Annotated in this window: 13 protein-coding genes and 1 pseudogene; 13 read left to right on the plus strand and 1 reads right to left on the minus strand. The window is 47.8% G+C overall.

The window, feature by feature from the left end:
• The 7 genes from CHK_RS16445 to CHK_RS15420 all read left to right on the plus strand — a co-directional run.
• On the plus strand, positions 1–630 hold a 630-nt coding region (locus CHK_RS16445), incomplete at its 5' end, for a ParB N-terminal domain-containing protein (RefSeq protein WP_046442024.1).
• Between the two features lie 54 nt (positions 631–684).
• The gene (locus CHK_RS00735; RefSeq protein WP_046442025.1) at positions 685–864 is read left to right on the plus strand and encodes a hypothetical protein; all 180 of its coding nucleotides are present in this window, start codon (positions 685–687) and stop codon (positions 862–864) included.
• Between the two features lie 249 nt (positions 865–1,113).
• The gene (locus CHK_RS00740; protein ID WP_046442027.1) at positions 1,114–1,869 is read left to right on the plus strand and encodes a hypothetical protein; all 756 of its coding nucleotides are present in this window, start codon (positions 1,114–1,116) and stop codon (positions 1,867–1,869) included.
• 72 nt (positions 1,870–1,941) lie between these two features.
• Entirely contained in the window at positions 1,942–2,211 is a 270-nt protein-coding gene (locus CHK_RS00745; protein ID WP_052740085.1) for a hypothetical protein, read from the plus strand.
• 43 nt (positions 2,212–2,254) lie between these two features.
• Entirely contained in the window at positions 2,255–2,854 is a 600-nt protein-coding gene (locus CHK_RS00750; protein WP_046442029.1) for a hypothetical protein, read from the plus strand.
• 42 nt (positions 2,855–2,896) lie between these two features.
• Complete coding sequence (locus CHK_RS00755) at positions 2,897–6,235, plus strand: SpaA isopeptide-forming pilin-related protein (protein ID WP_046442031.1); 3,339 nt, start codon at positions 2,897–2,899, stop codon at positions 6,233–6,235.
• Positions 6,236–6,293: 58 nt separating this feature from the next.
• Entirely contained in the window at positions 6,294–6,917 is a 624-nt protein-coding gene (locus CHK_RS15420) for a class D sortase (protein ID WP_052740088.1), read from the plus strand.
• Here the strand turns inward: CHK_RS15420 and CHK_RS00765 are convergent.
• Complete coding sequence (locus tag CHK_RS00765; RefSeq protein WP_046442032.1) at positions 6,907–7,542, minus strand: hypothetical protein; 636 nt, start codon at positions 7,540–7,542, stop codon at positions 6,907–6,909. The two genes, CHK_RS15420 and CHK_RS00765, sit on opposite strands and share 11 nt — an antisense overlap.
• A 342-nt stretch (positions 7,543–7,884) precedes the next feature.
• On the opposite strand from CHK_RS00765, the gene CHK_RS15425 reads away from it, so the two are divergent.
• From CHK_RS15425 to CHK_RS15430, 6 genes and pseudogenes are all read left to right on the plus strand, one after another.
• The gene (locus CHK_RS15425; protein ID WP_052740090.1) at positions 7,885–8,577 is read left to right on the plus strand and encodes a hypothetical protein; all 693 of its coding nucleotides are present in this window, start codon (positions 7,885–7,887) and stop codon (positions 8,575–8,577) included.
• A 10-nt stretch (positions 8,578–8,587) separates the two neighbouring features.
• Positions 8,588–9,280 carry a hypothetical protein gene (locus CHK_RS00775; protein ID WP_046442034.1) on the plus strand — a complete coding sequence of 231 codons (693 nt, stop codon included), beginning with the start codon at positions 8,588–8,590 and terminating at the stop codon, positions 9,278–9,280.
• A gap of 99 nt (positions 9,281–9,379) precedes the next feature.
• Positions 9,380–9,901: pseudogene (locus CHK_RS00780) on the plus strand (DNA cytosine methyltransferase); the annotation flags it as partial.
• 301 nt (positions 9,902–10,202) lie between these two features.
• On the plus strand, positions 10,203–10,364 hold the full coding sequence (locus CHK_RS16450) for a hypothetical protein (RefSeq protein ID WP_156511796.1): 162 nt from the start codon (positions 10,203–10,205) through the stop codon (positions 10,362–10,364).
• Between the two features lie 7 nt (positions 10,365–10,371).
• A complete protein-coding gene (locus CHK_RS00785; protein ID WP_160295559.1) occupies positions 10,372–10,680 on the plus strand; it encodes a type II toxin-antitoxin system RelE/ParE family toxin in 309 nt (102 codons plus the stop codon).
• Between the two features lie 84 nt (positions 10,681–10,764).
• Positions 10,765–18,399 (plus strand): LPD25 domain-containing protein, encoded by a 7,635-nt coding sequence (locus CHK_RS15430; RefSeq protein WP_052740094.1) that lies wholly within the window; start codon positions 10,765–10,767, stop codon positions 18,397–18,399.
• The last annotated feature ends 515 nt before the right edge of the window (positions 18,400–18,914 follow it).

Consider the following 18,914-nt stretch of genomic DNA (forward strand, 5'->3'; position numbering starts at 1 on the left):
CCCGCCATTGTTGAACCTATGGACGATGATACAGCGACAATCATCATGGTTGACACCAACTTAGGACAGCGCACACACCTGTTGTTCAGTGAAAAGGCTTTTGCATACAGGATGAAATTGGAAGCTCTTAACCATCAAGGAGAACGTAATGATTTAACTTCTGTTGGAAACCAACAGAAGTTAACATCACGACAGATCGTTGCTTCAGATGCAAAGGTAAAAGAGAGCGAAGTGCAGCAATACATCCGTCTCACCTACCTTATAGAACCGCTTTTGGATAAGGTGGATTACAAAGAGCTTCTTTTTACGCCCGCGGTTGACATATCATACTTGAAAAACGAAGAACAGATATGGGTGGGATGCGCACTAGAGAAATATGGCGGTTTGACAACCAAGCAATCGGCTCTGATCAAGCAGATGAGCAAGGAAGGAACCTTGACGGAAAGTGCAATAGAAGCGATCATGCGAACGGAGCAGCCGTTGGATATGAAGGTGACGCTCAAAGGACAGACGTTGCAGAAGTATTTTCCAAAGGACTATACCCCAAAACAGATGCAGGAGGTCATTATAAATTTACTGGAAGGGTGGAAAAAGGAACATCAACGGGACGATATGAAGCTCGTCCGGTGAGGGAAGCGTTTGCAGAAGCAAGCGCATTTTTTATTTCAGGAAGGAAGTGGAAATATGATACACACAATATTATTGGCTGCGAACGTAGCTATGGTTACATTGAATACAGTCTTTTCGATCCATGAATTTTGGCTGTACCGGAAAACAAGGGCAAAGAATTGCCGTAATCTTGGAGTGATTTTAGCGGTAGAAGCTGTCTTGCTTACCGTGGCGGCATTTCTTTTCTTAGGATGAAAGGGATAAAATAATGGGAATGCAACTTTTAATGATCCTGCTAGGGATCGTCGCGTCATGCCTGTTGTTGCTGCGGTTTAAGAAATGCGGCGTCAAAAGATACCGGAATTTAGGGATTTTCATGATCGTCCTGACTGTCCTGCTCACAATTTCAACATGGAATTTATCAAATTTGTGAAGCTCAAAATTAGACAAATGAAATACAGCCGCCTTAGTATGAGAGTATCAAGAATAAGGAGGCTATGTTTTATGAAAAAGCATACGAACAGAATATTGGCGATGGTCATGGCGGCGGGGGCGATGGTCACATTTGCGGCCTGCGGAAACAATAAGGTCGAACAGAAGCCGGAAGAACCAACGGCAACGGCGAGCGCAGAAGTAAGCGCTATTCCGTCAGCTTCGGCATCTCCAAGTGCAGCGGTGAGTACCGCGCCGGTGGCAAGCACGGGTGCTTTGCCAAACGCGTCTGCTTCCAGTGAAAGCGATGTTGGCGGCAAGTCGGGAAACGGAAGTAAAAAGGAAACCGGATCGGAAAAACCGCAAAGATCAGGCAGCGCATCGGCAGAAGGTGGGAATACACCACAGGCAGCATCAGTCCCTGAACCCGAACCTGCTTCAACGCCTGCTCATACTCCTGAACCAACACCCCTACCAACGCCGGAACCGACACCCGAACCAGAACCGGAAATGGAATGGTCAGGGAGTTCTTACGGACAAGCGGTTTGCAGTGGAGTCAATGAAGTGCGCGAAATGTACGGCATGGCGCCGCTTGAATACGGTGGCAGCGGCGGTCTTGAAGGAGAGGTCCAGGAAATGGCGCGTGCAGGCAGCATATGGGGTGCAAGCAGTCGAAGGTCGGTATCAAAATCGAACGACGGAGGAAAAGCTATGGGGGTATTCTCAGCAACCCACGCGTCCGAGATCGGACAGGGAGATTACAGCACAGTATATGTTGCGTCGGTAAAGTATGATGGAAAAAGATATACTATCGTAGAAGTCGGATAACAGCTAAGACTTATAGAAACGCCTGAAATATCAGGCGTTTTTTAGTGTCTGGATATACGGAGGATTATTCAAATGGCAAAAGATTTAAAGGTAGTATCGTGGGAAATATCCTATGGATATTTGAACAGATGTATCATACCGGGGTATCTGCTTGAAGATGGAACCGTTTTACTTGACGAAGAAATAGACGAACAAGGAAGATATATCGGAGGGGCGGGAATGGATGGAATGTATCTTCGGACAGATAATCTCTATACGCCGATCTATGACGGCAACGGAAAAATTCGCGCATTCCATAAGGAACCAGATCATGAAAACGAATTTACAGTATCGGAGAGATGATTCTAAAGAGAAAATGAATGTTTTCTAAAGGAGGTGGGATAGTATGCCGGAAGCTGTACAAGTGCAGGACGATCCAGAAAAACGGTATATCATATGGAGCAACGTTAATCTGGATTATGAAAGGGATTGGAAGGCAGATTTAGAAGAACAATATCCAGATTTGAGCGACGACGAGCGAATGCAAATCATGTATGAAAGCAACCGAGAATACCTTGACTATGAGCGCATGAATTTGAATATCAATCTCAACACCAGTATTCTCGTCATAGCGGATTTGGGGCTATGGAATGGGCGGCACCAGGGATACAAGGAGATCGAAAGTGGAAATATCAAAGATTGCCTGAGCGATGAAAGCGATATGTGCGAATGGTATGTGGACAGCAAAGGAGATTTCCGCTGCGACGCGTACCATCATGACGGTACGAACCATTATCTTTACCGTGCAGTTAAGGATAGTATAACCGAAGATCAGTATAAATTCTTGCTCAGTGATATATATATGGGAAAGGATTGTACAAATGAAATCGCATGGCTTACGGAACGGATAGGTGACAAAATAGGAAAGGTATATGGCTGGGATATTGGCAAGGAAGCCGCAGTCGAACCGCCGCCAGGTCTGGAAACAGAAGAACAGGAACTCTAAACGCCTGAAATACAGGGCGTTTTTTATTTGTAGGAGGAACATATGATAGAGAAAAGAATATATGCACTGGTTTTGGCGGCCATCGTCCTGATGTCGATGCTCATACCACTTACAGCATCGGCAATGGACCGAGTTACGATAGAATCTGATCCAGATGACGCAACGCCGAGATATTTTGAATACCTCAATGGAAGCGGCGATTGGGTAGGACTGAAAACACCCCGCCATTACATTGTAGAAACAGGTGAGATCGCGTACTGCCTGCAACACAAAATGTCATCGCCGCATAGTGGGATCGACTTTGAAGAAGCCGATCTTGCAGATTGGTATGACACGCGGACGCTTGTTGGTTTACAGATCATCCTTGAATATGGATACCCATGCGACAAGCCGGATAATCTGAACGATGACGAAGCACGATACGCCACCGCGAACGCCATCCGGTTTTGGCTGTCCGAACAGGGCGATCCAGATTTTTGGGGATTTACGAACAGGCGGGACAATCCGGGCAATCTCAGGGCGGCGGCAGGATGCGAAGCGGTCCTTGACTGGGCCGATGAATTGCTGGAACACGCAAGAAACCTCGAACTGATGCAGCATAAGGTGAACTTTTCGCCCGCATCCCTTGAAATGGCATACCAAAACGGGTATTTCATCGGGCAAACGTCAGTATCCCTTGTGAACTGCAACGGAGGATATACCTTAAACCGCGATTCACTTCCTGCCGGAACAATAGTCGAGGGATTTACAGGGCGGGACGGAGACCGCCTGACAATCAAGGTTCCCGCATCCGGCAACGGGAATAAGAGCATCAGCTTATCCGCGAACGGAATAGACAACCGGATCACGCCGAATATCTTCCTGTATGTAACAGGTGATTCAGCGACGCAGAACCTCATTTCGATCAGCAGCGGCGGTTATCATCCGGCGGGATCGGGAACGTTCAGCTTCTCAACGCCTGCGTTCGCCAAAATACGGGTAAGCAAGCACGATGCGGAAACAGGCGGTACACCGCAGGGCGATGCGTCCCTGTATAACGCCCGCTTTGAAATACGGGATTCAGGGGGGAAAGTAGTTGATACATTATCCGCGGCAGGCAGCCAGTCGGCCACATCAAAGGAGTTACCGCTTGGGACATATATGGTGTATGAAAAGTCCCCCGCGCCGGAAGGGTACATCCTTAATCCAAACCCTGTTACCGTTACGCTAACCGATGCGGATATGGCAGCAGAAATCAAGGACGTCGTTGTGACGGATCAGGTAAAGAAAGGGTACATCAGTATCGTGAAATTCGGTTCGCATGAACTTACGGGCGGCGCGGATCCCGATCCCGACATGAAACCGCCGCTTGCGAATGTGGAGTTTGAGATCAGGCTGAAATCCAGTGGAGCACTTTACGCAACAATGAAAACGGACGCGGACGGCAAGGCAAAGTCCCCATTGCTTCCATACGGCACATATACCGTTTCAGAAAAATCCACGAGCGCCAACGAGGGCTACCTGAAGGTTGAGCCGTTCGACGTATTTGTTTCGGAGAATGCCAAGACATATTCCTACATACTGGAGGATAAGGCAATCGAACTGATGCTCCAGATCGTAAAGGTGGATTCCGTTACGGGAAAACGTATTCCGGTTGCGGGTAATACATTCCGTATCGAGGACGGCAAAGGAAATGACGTGTCGTTTGAAATGCTCTACCCACAGCCGCATACGATCAGCGAATTTACAACAGATGAATCCGGCACGCTGTACCTGCCGGGGACGTTATCCGAAGGAGATTATACGCTGTACGAGGTGGAAGCGGGGGAACCCTACCTGCTCAACGGTACGCCGCTGCCTTTCACGGTTTCCGAGGATCAGGCGGTCAACCGCGTTATCACGGTAGAGTTCGCAAATGAGGTAGCCAAAGGAAAAATATCCATTGAAAAGCATGGCGAAGTGCTGACCGGCGCGGAAACGGAAGAAACCGAATACGGCACAAAATATATTCCCCAATTCAGCGACGAAGGGCTTAACGCGGTATTCAGCGTATATGCTGCGGAAAACATCGGAACGCCTGACGGGACGGTCTACTACGAAGAAGGGGAAAAGGTCGATGAAATCACTGTAGAAAACGGAACCGGCGAAAGTGTTCCGCTATATCTCGGAAAATATCTTGTAGTAGAGGAATCCGTAGAAGGGGATTTTGTACTGGATCAGACGCCGCATGAGGTCATTTTATCTTATGCCGACCAGGTGACGCCGATCACAAGCGAAACCCTTGAACTTGAAAACCAAAGGCAGAAAGGCCATGTGCAGCTAAAGAAGCGTGCGGAGCAGTTTAGCGGAGGATTGTTCTACAAGGGGGCAGGCAAAGGATTTGTATTCGGCCTGTACGCCGCGGAAGAAATACAGGAGATCATACCGAAAGACGGGCTTGTAGATATTCTTGAAACGGATGCGAATGGTTTTGCCGAAACGAACGCGGATATTCCGCTTGCGGGGTTCTATTTGAAGGAACTCAAAGCGGTAAATTCGCAGTATGAAATCCTCGATGCGACATATCCTGTTAACGTTTGTGCTACAGACCAGTCGAGCGGAGATTTTACAGACGATTCCTTGGTGCAGGAACCGTTGCTGAATACGATGTACCGCGGGAAGGTATCGGTTATAAAGAGCGACGTTGCGGACACAAACCGTAAACTGCAAGGGATTGTATTTGAGGTTGCAGACAAAGACGGAAATGTGGTCAGTATTTTTGATACGGACGAGCAAGGATATGGGGAAAGCGGAATGCTCCCTTATGCAAACTATGTGCTGCGGGAAAAGGAAACAAAGGACGGTTTTATCCTGACAGAGCGCGAGTATCCGTTTGTGATCGACGACGCACATCAGATTGTCGAAATACGCATCTCCAACCAACCGACAGCCGTGAAGGTCAATAAGGTGGATGAAAACGGCGAACCGCTCACAGGGGCAGGCTTTACGGTCAAGATGTCCGGTTTCCTGCAAAACGCCCTGCCGCTTACAAAGGTTGGCGAGGGATTATACCGATATGATCCTGCCGGGACAGAAACCGCGGCGATGGTTGGGGAGGATGGAACGGTGCTGATAACGGAACTGCCGTTTGCAGATTTTTGGCTGGAGGAATCCGTTGTCCCGGAAAACTACTTTCCTGCCGCGCCGGTGGCGTTCACTGTGACGAAGGAAACGGCATATGATACGCCGCTTGAACTCAGGATAGAAAACGCGCCCTTTGTGAAGCTTGGACTGGATACGGATCAATACGCAGGTCTTATTGCGTTGATTCTGCTCGGCTCTGGAACAACGTTCTTTGTAACGCTCATGATACGCAGAAGGAAAAAGGCACGGGAAATTAAGATCGAGGACAATGAGAAGTAATACAAAAGGCAGGAATTATTCCTGCCTTTTGCAGAGCGTTTGAGAAATGAGAGTTACCATGAAAACTATTTTAAGAGGCATCATAATTATCAGTGTACTCGTCTTTGCCATCTGGCTGATTTTCATTGCCATATGCGGCGGCGATCAGCACATAGACATTGAACAACCGGAAGGGTCGCACAGCTTCACAAAAATGGGGTCAACCGTCGCTATAGGACAGGGAGAAATTGAAGTCGTACAGGGCGGTGAAGCGGCACAGCCCGAAATCAACGGCTCCCGCGCATCCGGTCAATCGAATCAGGATGTGGTCGGCATACTTCATATCCGGGACAAAGCGTTTGCTGTCCGTGATAACGTGTCGGCGCAGACCTTAAAAAACAGCATCGGTTGGCTTAATAATTCATCCCTGCCGCCGGATGGTGGGCCGTGCGTCCTGATGGGACACCGAAATACACAATTCCGTATCCTGAAAGATGTTGAAATTGGGGAACAGCTTGTTTTTGAAAACGTAAGCGGAGAGCAGTACACGTATGAGGTCAAGGCGGTTGAAATATTGGAAAGTGATTCAGACCTGCGGTTTTATGCCACAGATGAAAGTTCGATTGTCCTTGTGACCTGCTATCCGTTTTACTATTCAGGACACGCCCCGCAAAAGTATGTTGTAACGGCAGTTATTGATTAAAGTTTTCAAGAAGAATCTGCCAAACGATCTTGTCTGCTTCGTAGTCGATGTCAAGGGCTAAATCGAGAAGAACGCTCGTAAAGCCCTCGTGAAAAACTTCCAGGAACGATTGCCTGTAAAACCCGTGCCACATTTGCAGAAACAAATTGTTCGCGGCTTTTTCCCCCGCCACGCCGATCAATTCATGACGGTATTTGTCTGCGGCCGGAAGGTCGAAATAAGCAGGAAGATTTTTTTCAAGAAAACCTGCGTAGCTTTCCCATGCTTTTTTGAAATAATGGTCCGCTGCGGATAGGATCAACAAATCGGAGAGGATAGCGTCTTGTCCCTTGCCCTTCGACTCACCGTTGTCATCGGGAACAATCATGATGGATTTATTATGCTCCAGATATTTGTTGCAATACGTCTTGCCTGATGATCTAGCCGCACCCCTCCACCCGGAATTCGCGCCATACAAAATGAGATTGACATAGTTGTCAATCGTGTTTTGTGCGGATGTAAATTCATTGCGCAGACGGGATATTTCTCCAAAGATGTCTTTGATGGAAATGGGGTCACGTTTACTACTGTGATCGTAGAAACCGTGACCGTACAACAATATATTTTTGTGGCTTATTCTTCCCAAAATTCCCAACCACCTTGTTTTTAATGGTTGGGAATTTCCCGTGGAATATAAAAACGCGCGGGGTGCTTGGCTTACGCCAAATACCCTCGCGCGTCAAAATGTCATTGAACAACAAGCAAATCGCTTGTATAATGATACTTGAACGCAGTGTCCCCGTGGGGGTTGTTGAGGGTGGCTTCGGCACCTGATACAGGGCTTCGGGGTGGTTGCACACCCCGAGCCTGCTGCGTTTTTAAATTTTCAGGGAAATTCCCTATGTTTATTGTATTGGTTAACTTAATGAAAGTCAATAACGGCTTGCAGTCTGCAAGTCTTTTTTGATTGAAAAGAAAGGAGAGACCTATGAAATTGGAAATAACGCCCCTGGTGGGCGAACTGGATTTAACATATTTGCAGATTACATCAAAGCTATATGAATATTATGCTTTCGATGCGGTGGGGCATTGCTCAAAAGATGATTCGGAAGCGATATTGGCGAGGACAAAAAAACACATCTTGCTGCCGGAAGGAAAGGAAAAAGATTTGATTGATAGTATCATGGATATGCCGATGTTGAAGGGGGCGCAGGCAATACAAGAATATGCCGTTTTTTATCCTGAAATCCGCATTGCGGGCGCGGAAGCAGAGTTATATGGATTTAAAACCATAACAGAGAATTATATTGCGTACATCCGTTGTCAAGCGTTTGATACGATCAACGACATCAATATCGTGGGATATACGCCGGAAATCGAGAAGGTGGCAAAGCCCATGCGTATCAAATACATGATCGACCACCCGGAGGAAACGCTGCCGGAATGCTGCTTTACTACCCTGCCGGGTACAGGCGAATTGATTGGTATTAAACGCGGAGAAAGCGGATATTACCATAGCGAGCGGTCTGTAAGCGATCCTAAGTTAAACCGCAGGACTGCGGATCATAGTAACGAAGCATGGTGCATCAGCAAGGAACAGGAAGAAGCGATGATAATTGGCTCTATGGGAGAATGGAAAGAGCATGAACTGGCTCATGCGATAGAAGAACTGGAAAGGTAGGTGCCTGCAAATGGAAGAAAAAGCAAGTATCAAAGCAAAGCTGAACAGCTACACCGCGCCGCAGGATATGGGGATGCCAAGAATGAGGCCGGAGCAGATCGAACGATTTGAAGCCGTTCAAAATATTCGGGCAAGAAGAACGAAACCCAAAGGATTTGTTCTGCCGGGGATGAGCAAGAGCAGGGATAAAATAACGCCATTTTTACAGGGAAACGGAATTGACGCGGGTATCATCGAGCATATGGCAGATTCCCATTATATTTTTGAAGCTCAGGACGGAGCCTGCGTTTTCGTCGGCTACGACGAGGACACCGCGAAATATGCCATAGTATGCGGAACGGACGAAGATGATAAAGCTCCTGTATTCGTTGAAATTCCCGGCAGCCATAAGTTTGTCGCATGGCCTTGTCCGGCAAATGGGGAAAGCGAATTGCTTCAGGTATTCGAGCACCCTATTGGCGCGTTACAGAAAATGAGCGAAGAAAAAGGCGCAGGCATCGCATGGGATGGAAAACATCACCTTGCGGTTGGCGGTTTCCGTATCGAGCCGATCTATTATTTCACGAGGAATCATCCAGAGATCACGACCATTGCGTTTTGCTTTGGGGATGACGTCGCGGGCAGGAGCATTGCGAAGGAATACGCAGCGGCGTTCCGCAGCCGCGGGATGACCTGTTATATCGAGGTCATGAAGAAAGAATAAGGTATATCCGGCAAAATCCAATCATTGCCGATGATATATAACTAAAATCATGTGAGGTAACGTTTTAAAGGGTTCCCGCCTCCCAAAAGGAGGTAACACATGAAATTAGGCAGTTTGTTTGACGGTTCGGGGGGATTTCCCCTTGCAGGAGCTATTTGCGGGATTACACCCGTATGGGCGAGCGAGGTGGAGAAGTTCCCCATTGCCGTCACATCAAAACGTTTTCCGAACATGAAACACTTAGGGGATATTCGCGAGATCGACGGCGCCGCTATTCAGCCCGTGGATATTATTACGTTTGGCAGCCCGTGTCAGGATCTCAGTATTGCAGGGAAACGCGCGGGAATTGGAGGGGAGCGGTCCGGCCTATTTGCGGAGGCAGTCAGGATCATAAAAGAAATGAGGTATGCAACACATGGGAAATATCCAAGATACATCGTATGGGAAAACGTGCCGGGAGCATTCAGCAGCAACAAAGGAGAAGATTTCCGAATTGTCTTGCAGGAAATCACCCAAATTGCCGATCCCAAAGTATCAATTCCTCGATCTGCGGCGAAGTGGAATGGAGCGGGCGAGATTGTGGCAGAAACTTACAGTATCGCCTACCGTACCCTTGACTCCCTGTTATGTGAAGCTTCACATAACAGGGATTCCCCGATTGGTGGTGCGATGGAGTAGAGGGGAGCGACAGCGCACAGTATAAGATGTGGGGTAATGGAATTGCCCTCCCCTGTGCGGTATATGTGATGCAGGGGATTGCGCTTTGCGAAAGCTAAGATTTGAAAGGTGTAAGGGCGGATTACCGCCCTTACATAGTTTGAGCAATAAGATATAAAAAGTTAAGTTTACTTTTTTATGGGTTTTGGTATAATATGGGTAAGAAGAAAGGTATGAACTCTCATGTTTACGGGAGGTGAACGTTATGGCAATGAGCAAAGAAGAATTGGAATACAAGAAAGAACGGGAAAAGAACGAGAAAGATTTAGAAAAATTACTGCTTGCCCGTATTGCCGAAGCGGATCGTGGCGAACTGGTCAGCTTGGATAAAGTGTCGGAAGAAATGAAAGAACGCTATGGGTTATAAGGTTCGTTTGACTGAATCGGCAAGAAAAGACCTTCGTGGCATTGGCGATTATATTTATTTTGATTTAAAGGAACCGGAAACCTCAAGGGATATAGTCCAAGGAATCCTTGATAGTGCAGAGGCTTTGCGAGAAACACCCGCGCGGCATGAATTTATTGACAATAAGGTTTTGGCAAAGATGGGTGTAAGAAAGCAATACTATAAGAATTATGTTGTTTTCTATCGAATTATCGAGACAGCACTGGAAGTACAGATTTTTGCCATTTTACATATGCGAGTGGATGCAAAAGCGGTTTTAATAAAACGCTTAAAGTAAATAAAATATATATGCGAAAGCAGGTAAACGAAAGTTGCCTGCTTTTTTATATATCGAAAATTTAATATAGGACGGAGGTAAGTGATGGAAACAACGAACATCATGGCATTGTACGGAGAAGCGATAGACACAATCACAAAAGACGGTTCGCGCTGGGCGCATTTTCTCGATACGGCAGCGCGGATATACAAGCATAATTTTCTCAACCAGATAATCATTTACGAGCAAAACCCGGACGTAACCGCCTGTGGCACGAAAGCACAATGGGAACGGTTTGGACGCAGCCTTAAAGATGGTGCAAAGCAGATCGGCACACTGCGGGCAGATGGTGAAAAATTTGAAATCAATTACGTCTACGACGTTTCGGACACGGTGAACAACGATAAGCGGCTTCCGTCCGATTGGAATATTACCGAAGAAAATGAAAAAAATATCCTCGATATGCTCAAAATTGGACATGACAGGGAGTATACTGATACTATGACCTTGAAGGGTGAGATCAATGCGGCGGTTGAATCGTTAGCTGCCGAACGGATCGGAGAAACCTATGAGCAGTTTATGGCGATCCGTGACGGCAGTTGGATCGGAAAAGAACCCGACGAGGTGATATTTTTCCGACTGCTGAATTGTATCGAAGATACGGCCGAGTATATGGCGCTCAGGCGCTGCGGGTTTGATGTGGATCATATCGAATTTAACCATATTGGCGAATTTGATACCCTCCAAACGATCAGCAACTTAGGCATCGCGGCTTGCGGGATCGCGCGGGATGTATTGGTTGAAATCGAGAAGGAAGCAAGGAAAACGGAAAGGAGCATAAATCATGATAGAACTGAATTATCTGGAAGAAGCGGACGGGACAATGAAGCCCCTGCTCGAAGTGAAGGAGACCATTCTGCCGCTCACGAAGTACGGCCTGATGAGAAAAAAATTCTTGAAGGAACAGATGAGCGCGGTATACCTGTCCTTGCAGGTGACGGACAGCCTTTACGAACATTGCAGGGAAGTGGAGACCAGGGCGCAGGACATGAAGGAGCGGGTGAAGAAAGACCTGCGCGCGTTAAGCAAACCGCCGGAGACGGAGGACTTCATGGAGATGGTGGCGTATCAGAACGGGATCGACCACCAAGCGGAGGAAATGGTGCTGAAGGAGATCGTATACAGCAAGGAGATTCCGACGATCACCATGAAGAAGGAATAAGGCAGGACGGCGCAGAACCGGAGGAAGAAAAATCCTCCGGTTTTTCTATTTCCGGTTCTTTTGAGTACCGGGCAGGCGATGAGGTCTATCTTGAGGATGACAGGGCTTTCAAGGTGCTTGAGGTTGCAGGTGAAAAGGTAACGGTTGGAGACGTGGAAATCCCGTTGCTTGTCCGTATCATGGAACGCCAGGATTTTGAAACTCTTATCGGAAACAACGAAAAGAACAGAAAGAAGCCGGAAGTAAAAATTACGCAAGAAGATATTGATGAAGTTTTACGCGGCAGCTCCAAAACGGGTATACGGCAATATGATATTTACAGCCATTTTATCCATGAAAAAAATACAAAAAACAATGTGAAATACCTCAAAGAAAAGTATGGATGGTCAGGCCAATCATGGGATTTCAGCGACGGATCAAGCGGATTTATTGAGTACAACTCCAAAGGGATTGAAATCCGCAAATATAAGCCGGAAGCTGAAACACTTCTAAAATGGCCTGCCGCCGCAAAACGGATTCAGCGTCTCATATCCGAAGGGAAGTATTTGCCGGAAACGGAAATAGCATTGCTCCCCGATTATGAAGAATGGACGAGGGCGAGTAACTTATATCTCACCTTTGAACATACAATACCGATGACAGAAGAAAAAAGCATTGAGTTTGCGAAAGCACTGAACCGTTACAATCTGTCAACCGGCAGCATGGTATATCTCAATGGGACGGAATTTCAAATATCAGAATTTGGAGCAGAGTGCCATCTGTCCGCAAAGGATGAAGGTATATTTATTGACCTGGCTGAACTTAAAAACCGTTTGGCAGAAGATGAGCGTAATGATTACCTGCTTGATCTTAAAGACACCCCTGATTTTGAAGCGATGGGAATCAACCAGGAGACGGCAATCTCTTTTCAGAAGTGGATTGAAGCACGAGGGACAAAACCTGCTGCCGCTAGTCTATCTCCTGAAAAACTGGATGATATTTTCGATGAATATTCGCCGCTCTTTGTGAGCAAGATTCTGTTTGACGATAAATATATGGCAATCCGCGAGGGGTTCAGGGACGCGGAAGCTGCAAGAGACGAATGTGGGGCGGCGGTGAAGCGCATCGCCGCGACTATGAGCGGTGAGAAGGAATTACAGCAGGCGTATGGTGAATCAGAAGGGTTCAGGCAGCGGCTTGAACAATATGTGTTTCAGCAAACCTATACATTTTTTGCTGAATACGATCATCAGACAGACGTGCAAACAGGTAAAACAATAAAACCGAAAAGCAGGCTGCCGATGGACGCGCCCCACATGAATTATCGTAAGATGCAAAAGCTATTTCCCGCTATTATGGACGGGACTAGCCGGTATATGCAATATGGAGCGGGCGTAGCCTTTGATCCGCTTCACGTTGAAAATGACGGCGATGGTCATATTTCGCTGTCGCACACCTATGAGCAAAACGGAGATGTGATGTATGATCCGCGCATGGAGCTGTACGTTGACCATAAAGCAAAAACGGTAGAAGCGGCGTCGTTTGAGAATAGCGGATTGGGCTTGCGACAGGACGTCTACCCGGAAGAAGGAAAATATATCCCGAGATTGCGTAAGGAACTTAACAGCTTTTTGAAGCAATGGCTTAAAAACATCAGTGATCAGGGATACGAGCCGGTTCGCGCGACAATCGTGCGAGACGGCGAGGATGTTGAGATAAGCGAATTTGAAAATGGGACGCCGGTTATCCCTGCCGCGCCGGAGCAAGAGAAGAAAATAATAGAACCGGAACCGGAAACCAAGATCGTTAAATTCCCTTTGGTTCTGGCAGAAGGGAAGCTGACCGCACCGCCGTATGTCCGTATTGTTTGGAGCGAACACCCTATTTTTGAGGATGGCGAAAAGCTGTCCGTAGCCGAAGCAGAGTATCTGTTCCGCGAACTGGATCACCTTATTATCAAGGCGAGACAGGACGCGGCAGAACGCGGCGAGAGAGTAAACTGGTCGTATTTCAAAACAAGGTTTAGTGTGGTGCTTGAAATAGACGGGCAGGAAGAACCGCTTGAAACGCGGTATAACTTTGGAGACGGGCAAGGAAGCCTGACAGAAATTTTTCGTTCAGATGCGGAACAGATGTTGAATGATTCGCATTTGAGGAACAATCTTACATCTGAAGAAATAGAAGCGCAGGAATCCATTTTCAGTCAAATTGTCCCGTATTTGGAGCAATTTACAGAACTGGCGGCGCAGGATCAAATGATACTCAATACACGTCTTGCGGAATATCGGACGGAAGAAGCCGCCCGGAATTTTCTTGGGCTGGACGAGCCAAAGCCGGATGCAGAATACGGGCAGATCAGCGAGGAAGAATTTGAGCAGGCCATAAAGCAACAGCAACAGGAAACGGCAGCAATCCGGCCGGAAAAGAAGTACGAGTTGGGATTCGGCTATCTTGGCAATGGGCTTACTGTCTGGAACCGCCTTGAAGAAGAACAGCAAGGGGACGAGTCAAATCTCATAAATCCAGAACCGCAGCCTGAACAGTCCCCGCCGGATAATCAGCAGGAGCCTATATGGACGCCGATAGAGGGCGGAGAGGTTACGCAGGTGATGATCGACCTGACACCTTCCGACGAAAAGGAACAAAAGCCGGAAAAGATCAACTACAGGATCACGGACGAGCATTACGGTGAAGCCACGGCCAAAATGCGGTTTGAAAAAAACATGGACGCAATCTTTATACTGCGGGAGGTTGAAAGCGAAAACCGCCTGGCAACGCCGGAGGAACAGGAAATCCTTGCAGGGTATACCGGATGGGGCGCGATCCCGCAGGCGTTCGACGAAAATAACAAGAAGTGGAGTAAAGAATACGAACGGCTAAAGGATGAATTATCCCCGGAAGAATACCACAGCGCACGGGCGTCTGTGCTGAACGCCCATTACACGACGCCCGTTGTCATTCGCGCCGTATATAAGGCGCTGGAAAATATGGGACTGGAAGGAGGAAACATATGCGACCCTGCCTGCGGCATCGGAAACTTCTTCGGAGCGGCGCCGGAAAGCCTTGAACGGGCGAGGTTTTACGGCGTTGAACTCGATAGTCTCACAGCACGGATCGCAAAGCAGCTTTACCAAAAAGCGAATATCCGGCAAAGTGGGTTTGAGGATACCGACTTTGGGGATAATTTTTTCGATGTGTTTATCGGCAACATCCCTTTCGGAGAATACAAGGTCACGGATCAGAGATATGCAAAAGAAAACTTCCTGATCCACGACTATTTTTTTGCCCACGCGCTGGATAAGGTTCGCCCTGGCGGGGTGGTAGCGTTCCTGACCTCAAAAGGGACAATGGACAAGGCAAACCCGTCCGTGCGTAAATACCTTGCGGAGCAGGCGGAGCTTCTTGGCGCGATCCGGCTTCCGAACAACGCTTTTAAAGCGAATGCGGGAACAGAGGTCACGATAGATATTCTGTTTTTGCAGAAACGGGAGCGGCGTATCTCCATCGAGCCGGGTTGGGTACATCTTGATAAAACAGAGGATGGCATACCTGTCAATTCGTACTTTGCCGACCACCCTGAAATGGTTCTTGGGAAAATAGCATTTTGGAAGAATATGTATGGAAGGGAGACAGATACAGCCTGTTTGCCAATCGAAGGCGCAGACCTTGGATTACAGCTTGAGCAAGCGATCCAGTACATCGAAGGCGAAATCGTTCCTGCCGATCCGATCAAACAGGAAAAAGAGACGGTGCAAGACACGATCCCCGCCGATCCTGCGGTAAAGAATTTCTGTTATACAGTGTTTGAGGGCAAGATATATTACCGCGAAGATTCTGAAATGCACAGGATGTATTTTTCCGCAAACACGGAAGCGCGCGTCAGGGGATTGTGCAAAATACGCGAGGTTGTACGTGAATTGATCGACGCACAGATGAACGGACATTCCGACGAAAAAATCAAGGAAGGGCAGCAACACCTCAATTACCTTTACGACAGCTTTGTAAAAAAACATGGGAGAATCAACAGCAGGGGAAACAGCCTTGCGTTCCGTGGGGATACGGATTATCCCCTGCTATGTTCTCTTGAGGTACTGGACGAGGAAGATCATTTTAAGGAAAAGGCGGCGTTCTTTTCCAGACGTACCATTCGCCCTCCAAAGGAGATAACGTCGGTCCAGACAGCGCAGGACGCCCTGCTTGCAAGCATGGCGGAGCGCGGGCGTGTGGATTTACCGTACATGGAAACCTTGTACCCCAAAGATAAACAGCAGATTATTTCTGAATTGTGCGGCCAGATTTTCAAAGATCCTCTTTCGGAAGATTGGCTATTGAAGGACGAATACCTGTCCGGCAATGTGCGGAAGAAATTAGCGGAGGCTCAGGAAGCGGCAGTCGGAAATCCTGAATACACAGAGAACATCGAAGCTTTATTGCAGGTGCAGCCGGAAGATATTCCCGCAGAAGAAATCGACGTGAAGATCGGCAGTATTTGGGTGTCGGAAAGTGATTACAAGCAATTCATCGTAGATATGCTCGATCTCACTCAGGATGAAGGGGAACGGCTTTGCGTAGGCTATTCGTCCCGCACAGGCGGTTGGCGTATATGGAAAAAACCTTATCTGAACGTGATTGCCAAAGAAATTTATGGTACAAACCGCAAGAACGCCTATGAAATCATGGAAGCCGCCCTGAACCTGCGCCTGATCGAGGTGCGGGACAGGGTTGAGGATGATGAGGGAAAAGTCCGTTATGTTTTAAACGTCGAAGATACGATAGCTGCGCAGTCCAAACAAGCCGAGCTGCAGGAGAAATTCAGGGAATGGATTTTTGAGGACACGGAACGTCGGGAACGTCTTGTACGGAAATATAACGATACTATGAATAATATCGTTCCGCGTGAGTATGACGGGAAGTATATCCGTTATCACGGAATGAATCCCGAAATCAATATGCGCGATTACCAAAGGAATGTTGATGCGCGAATCCTGTATGGCGGTAACACTCTCATCGGCCATGTCGTTGGTTCAGGGAAAACCTTCGAGATCGTCGCGGCGATTCAGGAAAGCAAATACCTTGGGATATGCCATAAAGCGATGATCTGTGTGCCAAACCACCTCCTGATGCAATGGGCGGGCGATTACCTGCGCCTGTATCCCGCCGCGAATATCCTTGTGGTGACGGCAAAAGATTTTGAAAAAGAAAGGCGGCGTAAATTCTGCGCACGGATCGCAACCGGAGAATACGATGCTGTCATCATCGGACATTCTCAGCTTGCTAAAATCCCCATGTCAAAGAAATGGGAAGAAGAATATATCCAAAGTGAAATTGACGAGATCATAGACGGCATAGCGGAAGCAAAGGAGCGGAATGACGAGCACTGGAGCATCAAACGAATGGAGGGAATGCGGAAGAATCTCGAAGCACGTATTGAACGGCTCAATACCATTCCACGGGATAATGTCCTTGATTTTGAGGAACTTGGCGTGGATATGCTCATCGTTGACGAAAGTCAGGAATTCAAAAATCTCATGTTTAATACCAAAATGCGCAACGTTGCAGGCGTCTCACAGGCAAATTCCAAACGTGCAAGCGACCTGTATATGAAATGCCGGTATCTTAACACAATCAACGGAAACCGTGGCATCGTCTTTGCAACTGGAACACCTATCAGTAATACAATAGCGGAGATGTATACGCTTCAAAGATATTTGCAATACGACGAACTGGAAGCGCGGGGGCTTACCTACTTTGACGCATGGGTCAGTGTGTTCGCGGAGGTCAGGACAACAATGGAGCTTGCCCCGTCAGGGCGGGGGTTCCGCTTGAAAACAAGGCTTTCTACATACTACAACATCGAAGAACTCAGTAATATGTTTGCCCTCGTTGCGGATATTAAGACCGCGGAAGATATACAAATCCCCGTTCCGAAAATACGCGGAGGGGAACCGGAAAACGTCGTGGTTTCGCCATCCGCGCTGGGTGAAAAACTGATCGACTCCTGCGTGAAACGTACAGAAAAGATACGAAAAAAAATGGTGCGGCCGGATCAGGATAATATGCTCCTTGTGACAAACGATGGCCGTAAAATCGCCCTTGACGTCAGATGCTACGATCCTTCCCTGCCGGATGAGGAAGGAAACAAGGTAAGCGCCTGCGCTGGGAAGGTCTTTGAAATATGGGAAGAATCAACCGATGACCGCGCGGCGCAGCTTGTTTTCTGCGATCAATCCACCCCGAAAAATATTGTGATGCAAAAGAACGAACAGGGCGAATTCGAGATGGGAGAAACCGCATTCAGTGTTTATGGGGATTTGAAGGAGAAATTGGTTGCAAAAGGGATTCCTGCGAGCGAAATCGCGTTCATCCACGAAGCAAATTCAGACGCGAAGAAGGCAAAGCTGTTTGCCAAAGTACGGAAGGGTTCAATTCGTGTGTTGATCGGCTCCACGTTTATGATGGGCGCCGGTACGAACGTACAGGACAGGCTGATTGCGCTGCATCACCTTGACGCGCCCTGGGTGCGACTTGAAGTCGCATAGATAATTGTTTAACTGAATAAAGATTAAACCCGCTATTCCGTTAGCGGTAGCCTAGTGACACATGGAAGACTGGCAACGGTCTTTTGTGAAGCTGTCACGACAATGTAGCCCTCCGGTAATTCGGAGAAGCCAAAACCGCGAGGTGAGGGCGAGCCTGCGAGCATCAATGTGGGCGGGGCGCTAGGCTTGGGTAGTATGGCTAACATACGTGAACTGTCGTGTAAACATCGTAACGTCCAACGAGCCAAAGATGCTGACAGGCTCCAGCCCAAAATGGGAAGCAGCCAGATAATCCCTTCCATGGTGGGATTACACGGATAAGTGCGCTGCCGGTGGATGAGACAGAGCCTAACCTACCTATTGTTATCTATGCGGAACAAGGTAAGCCTGTATCTCTCCTACAATGTAGGGAAGCTGCCCGTAAGGGCCGCCGATAGGGATGCAGGTAGAGGAAGTGCGGAAAAAGCGAATGCTGCTTTGTAATGAAGCAGATAGGGGTTTAGACGTTACCCCAC

This window comes from Christensenella hongkongensis (assembly GCF_000981035.1).
Lineage (GTDB): Bacteria > Bacillota > Clostridia > Christensenellales > Christensenellaceae > Christensenella > Christensenella hongkongensis.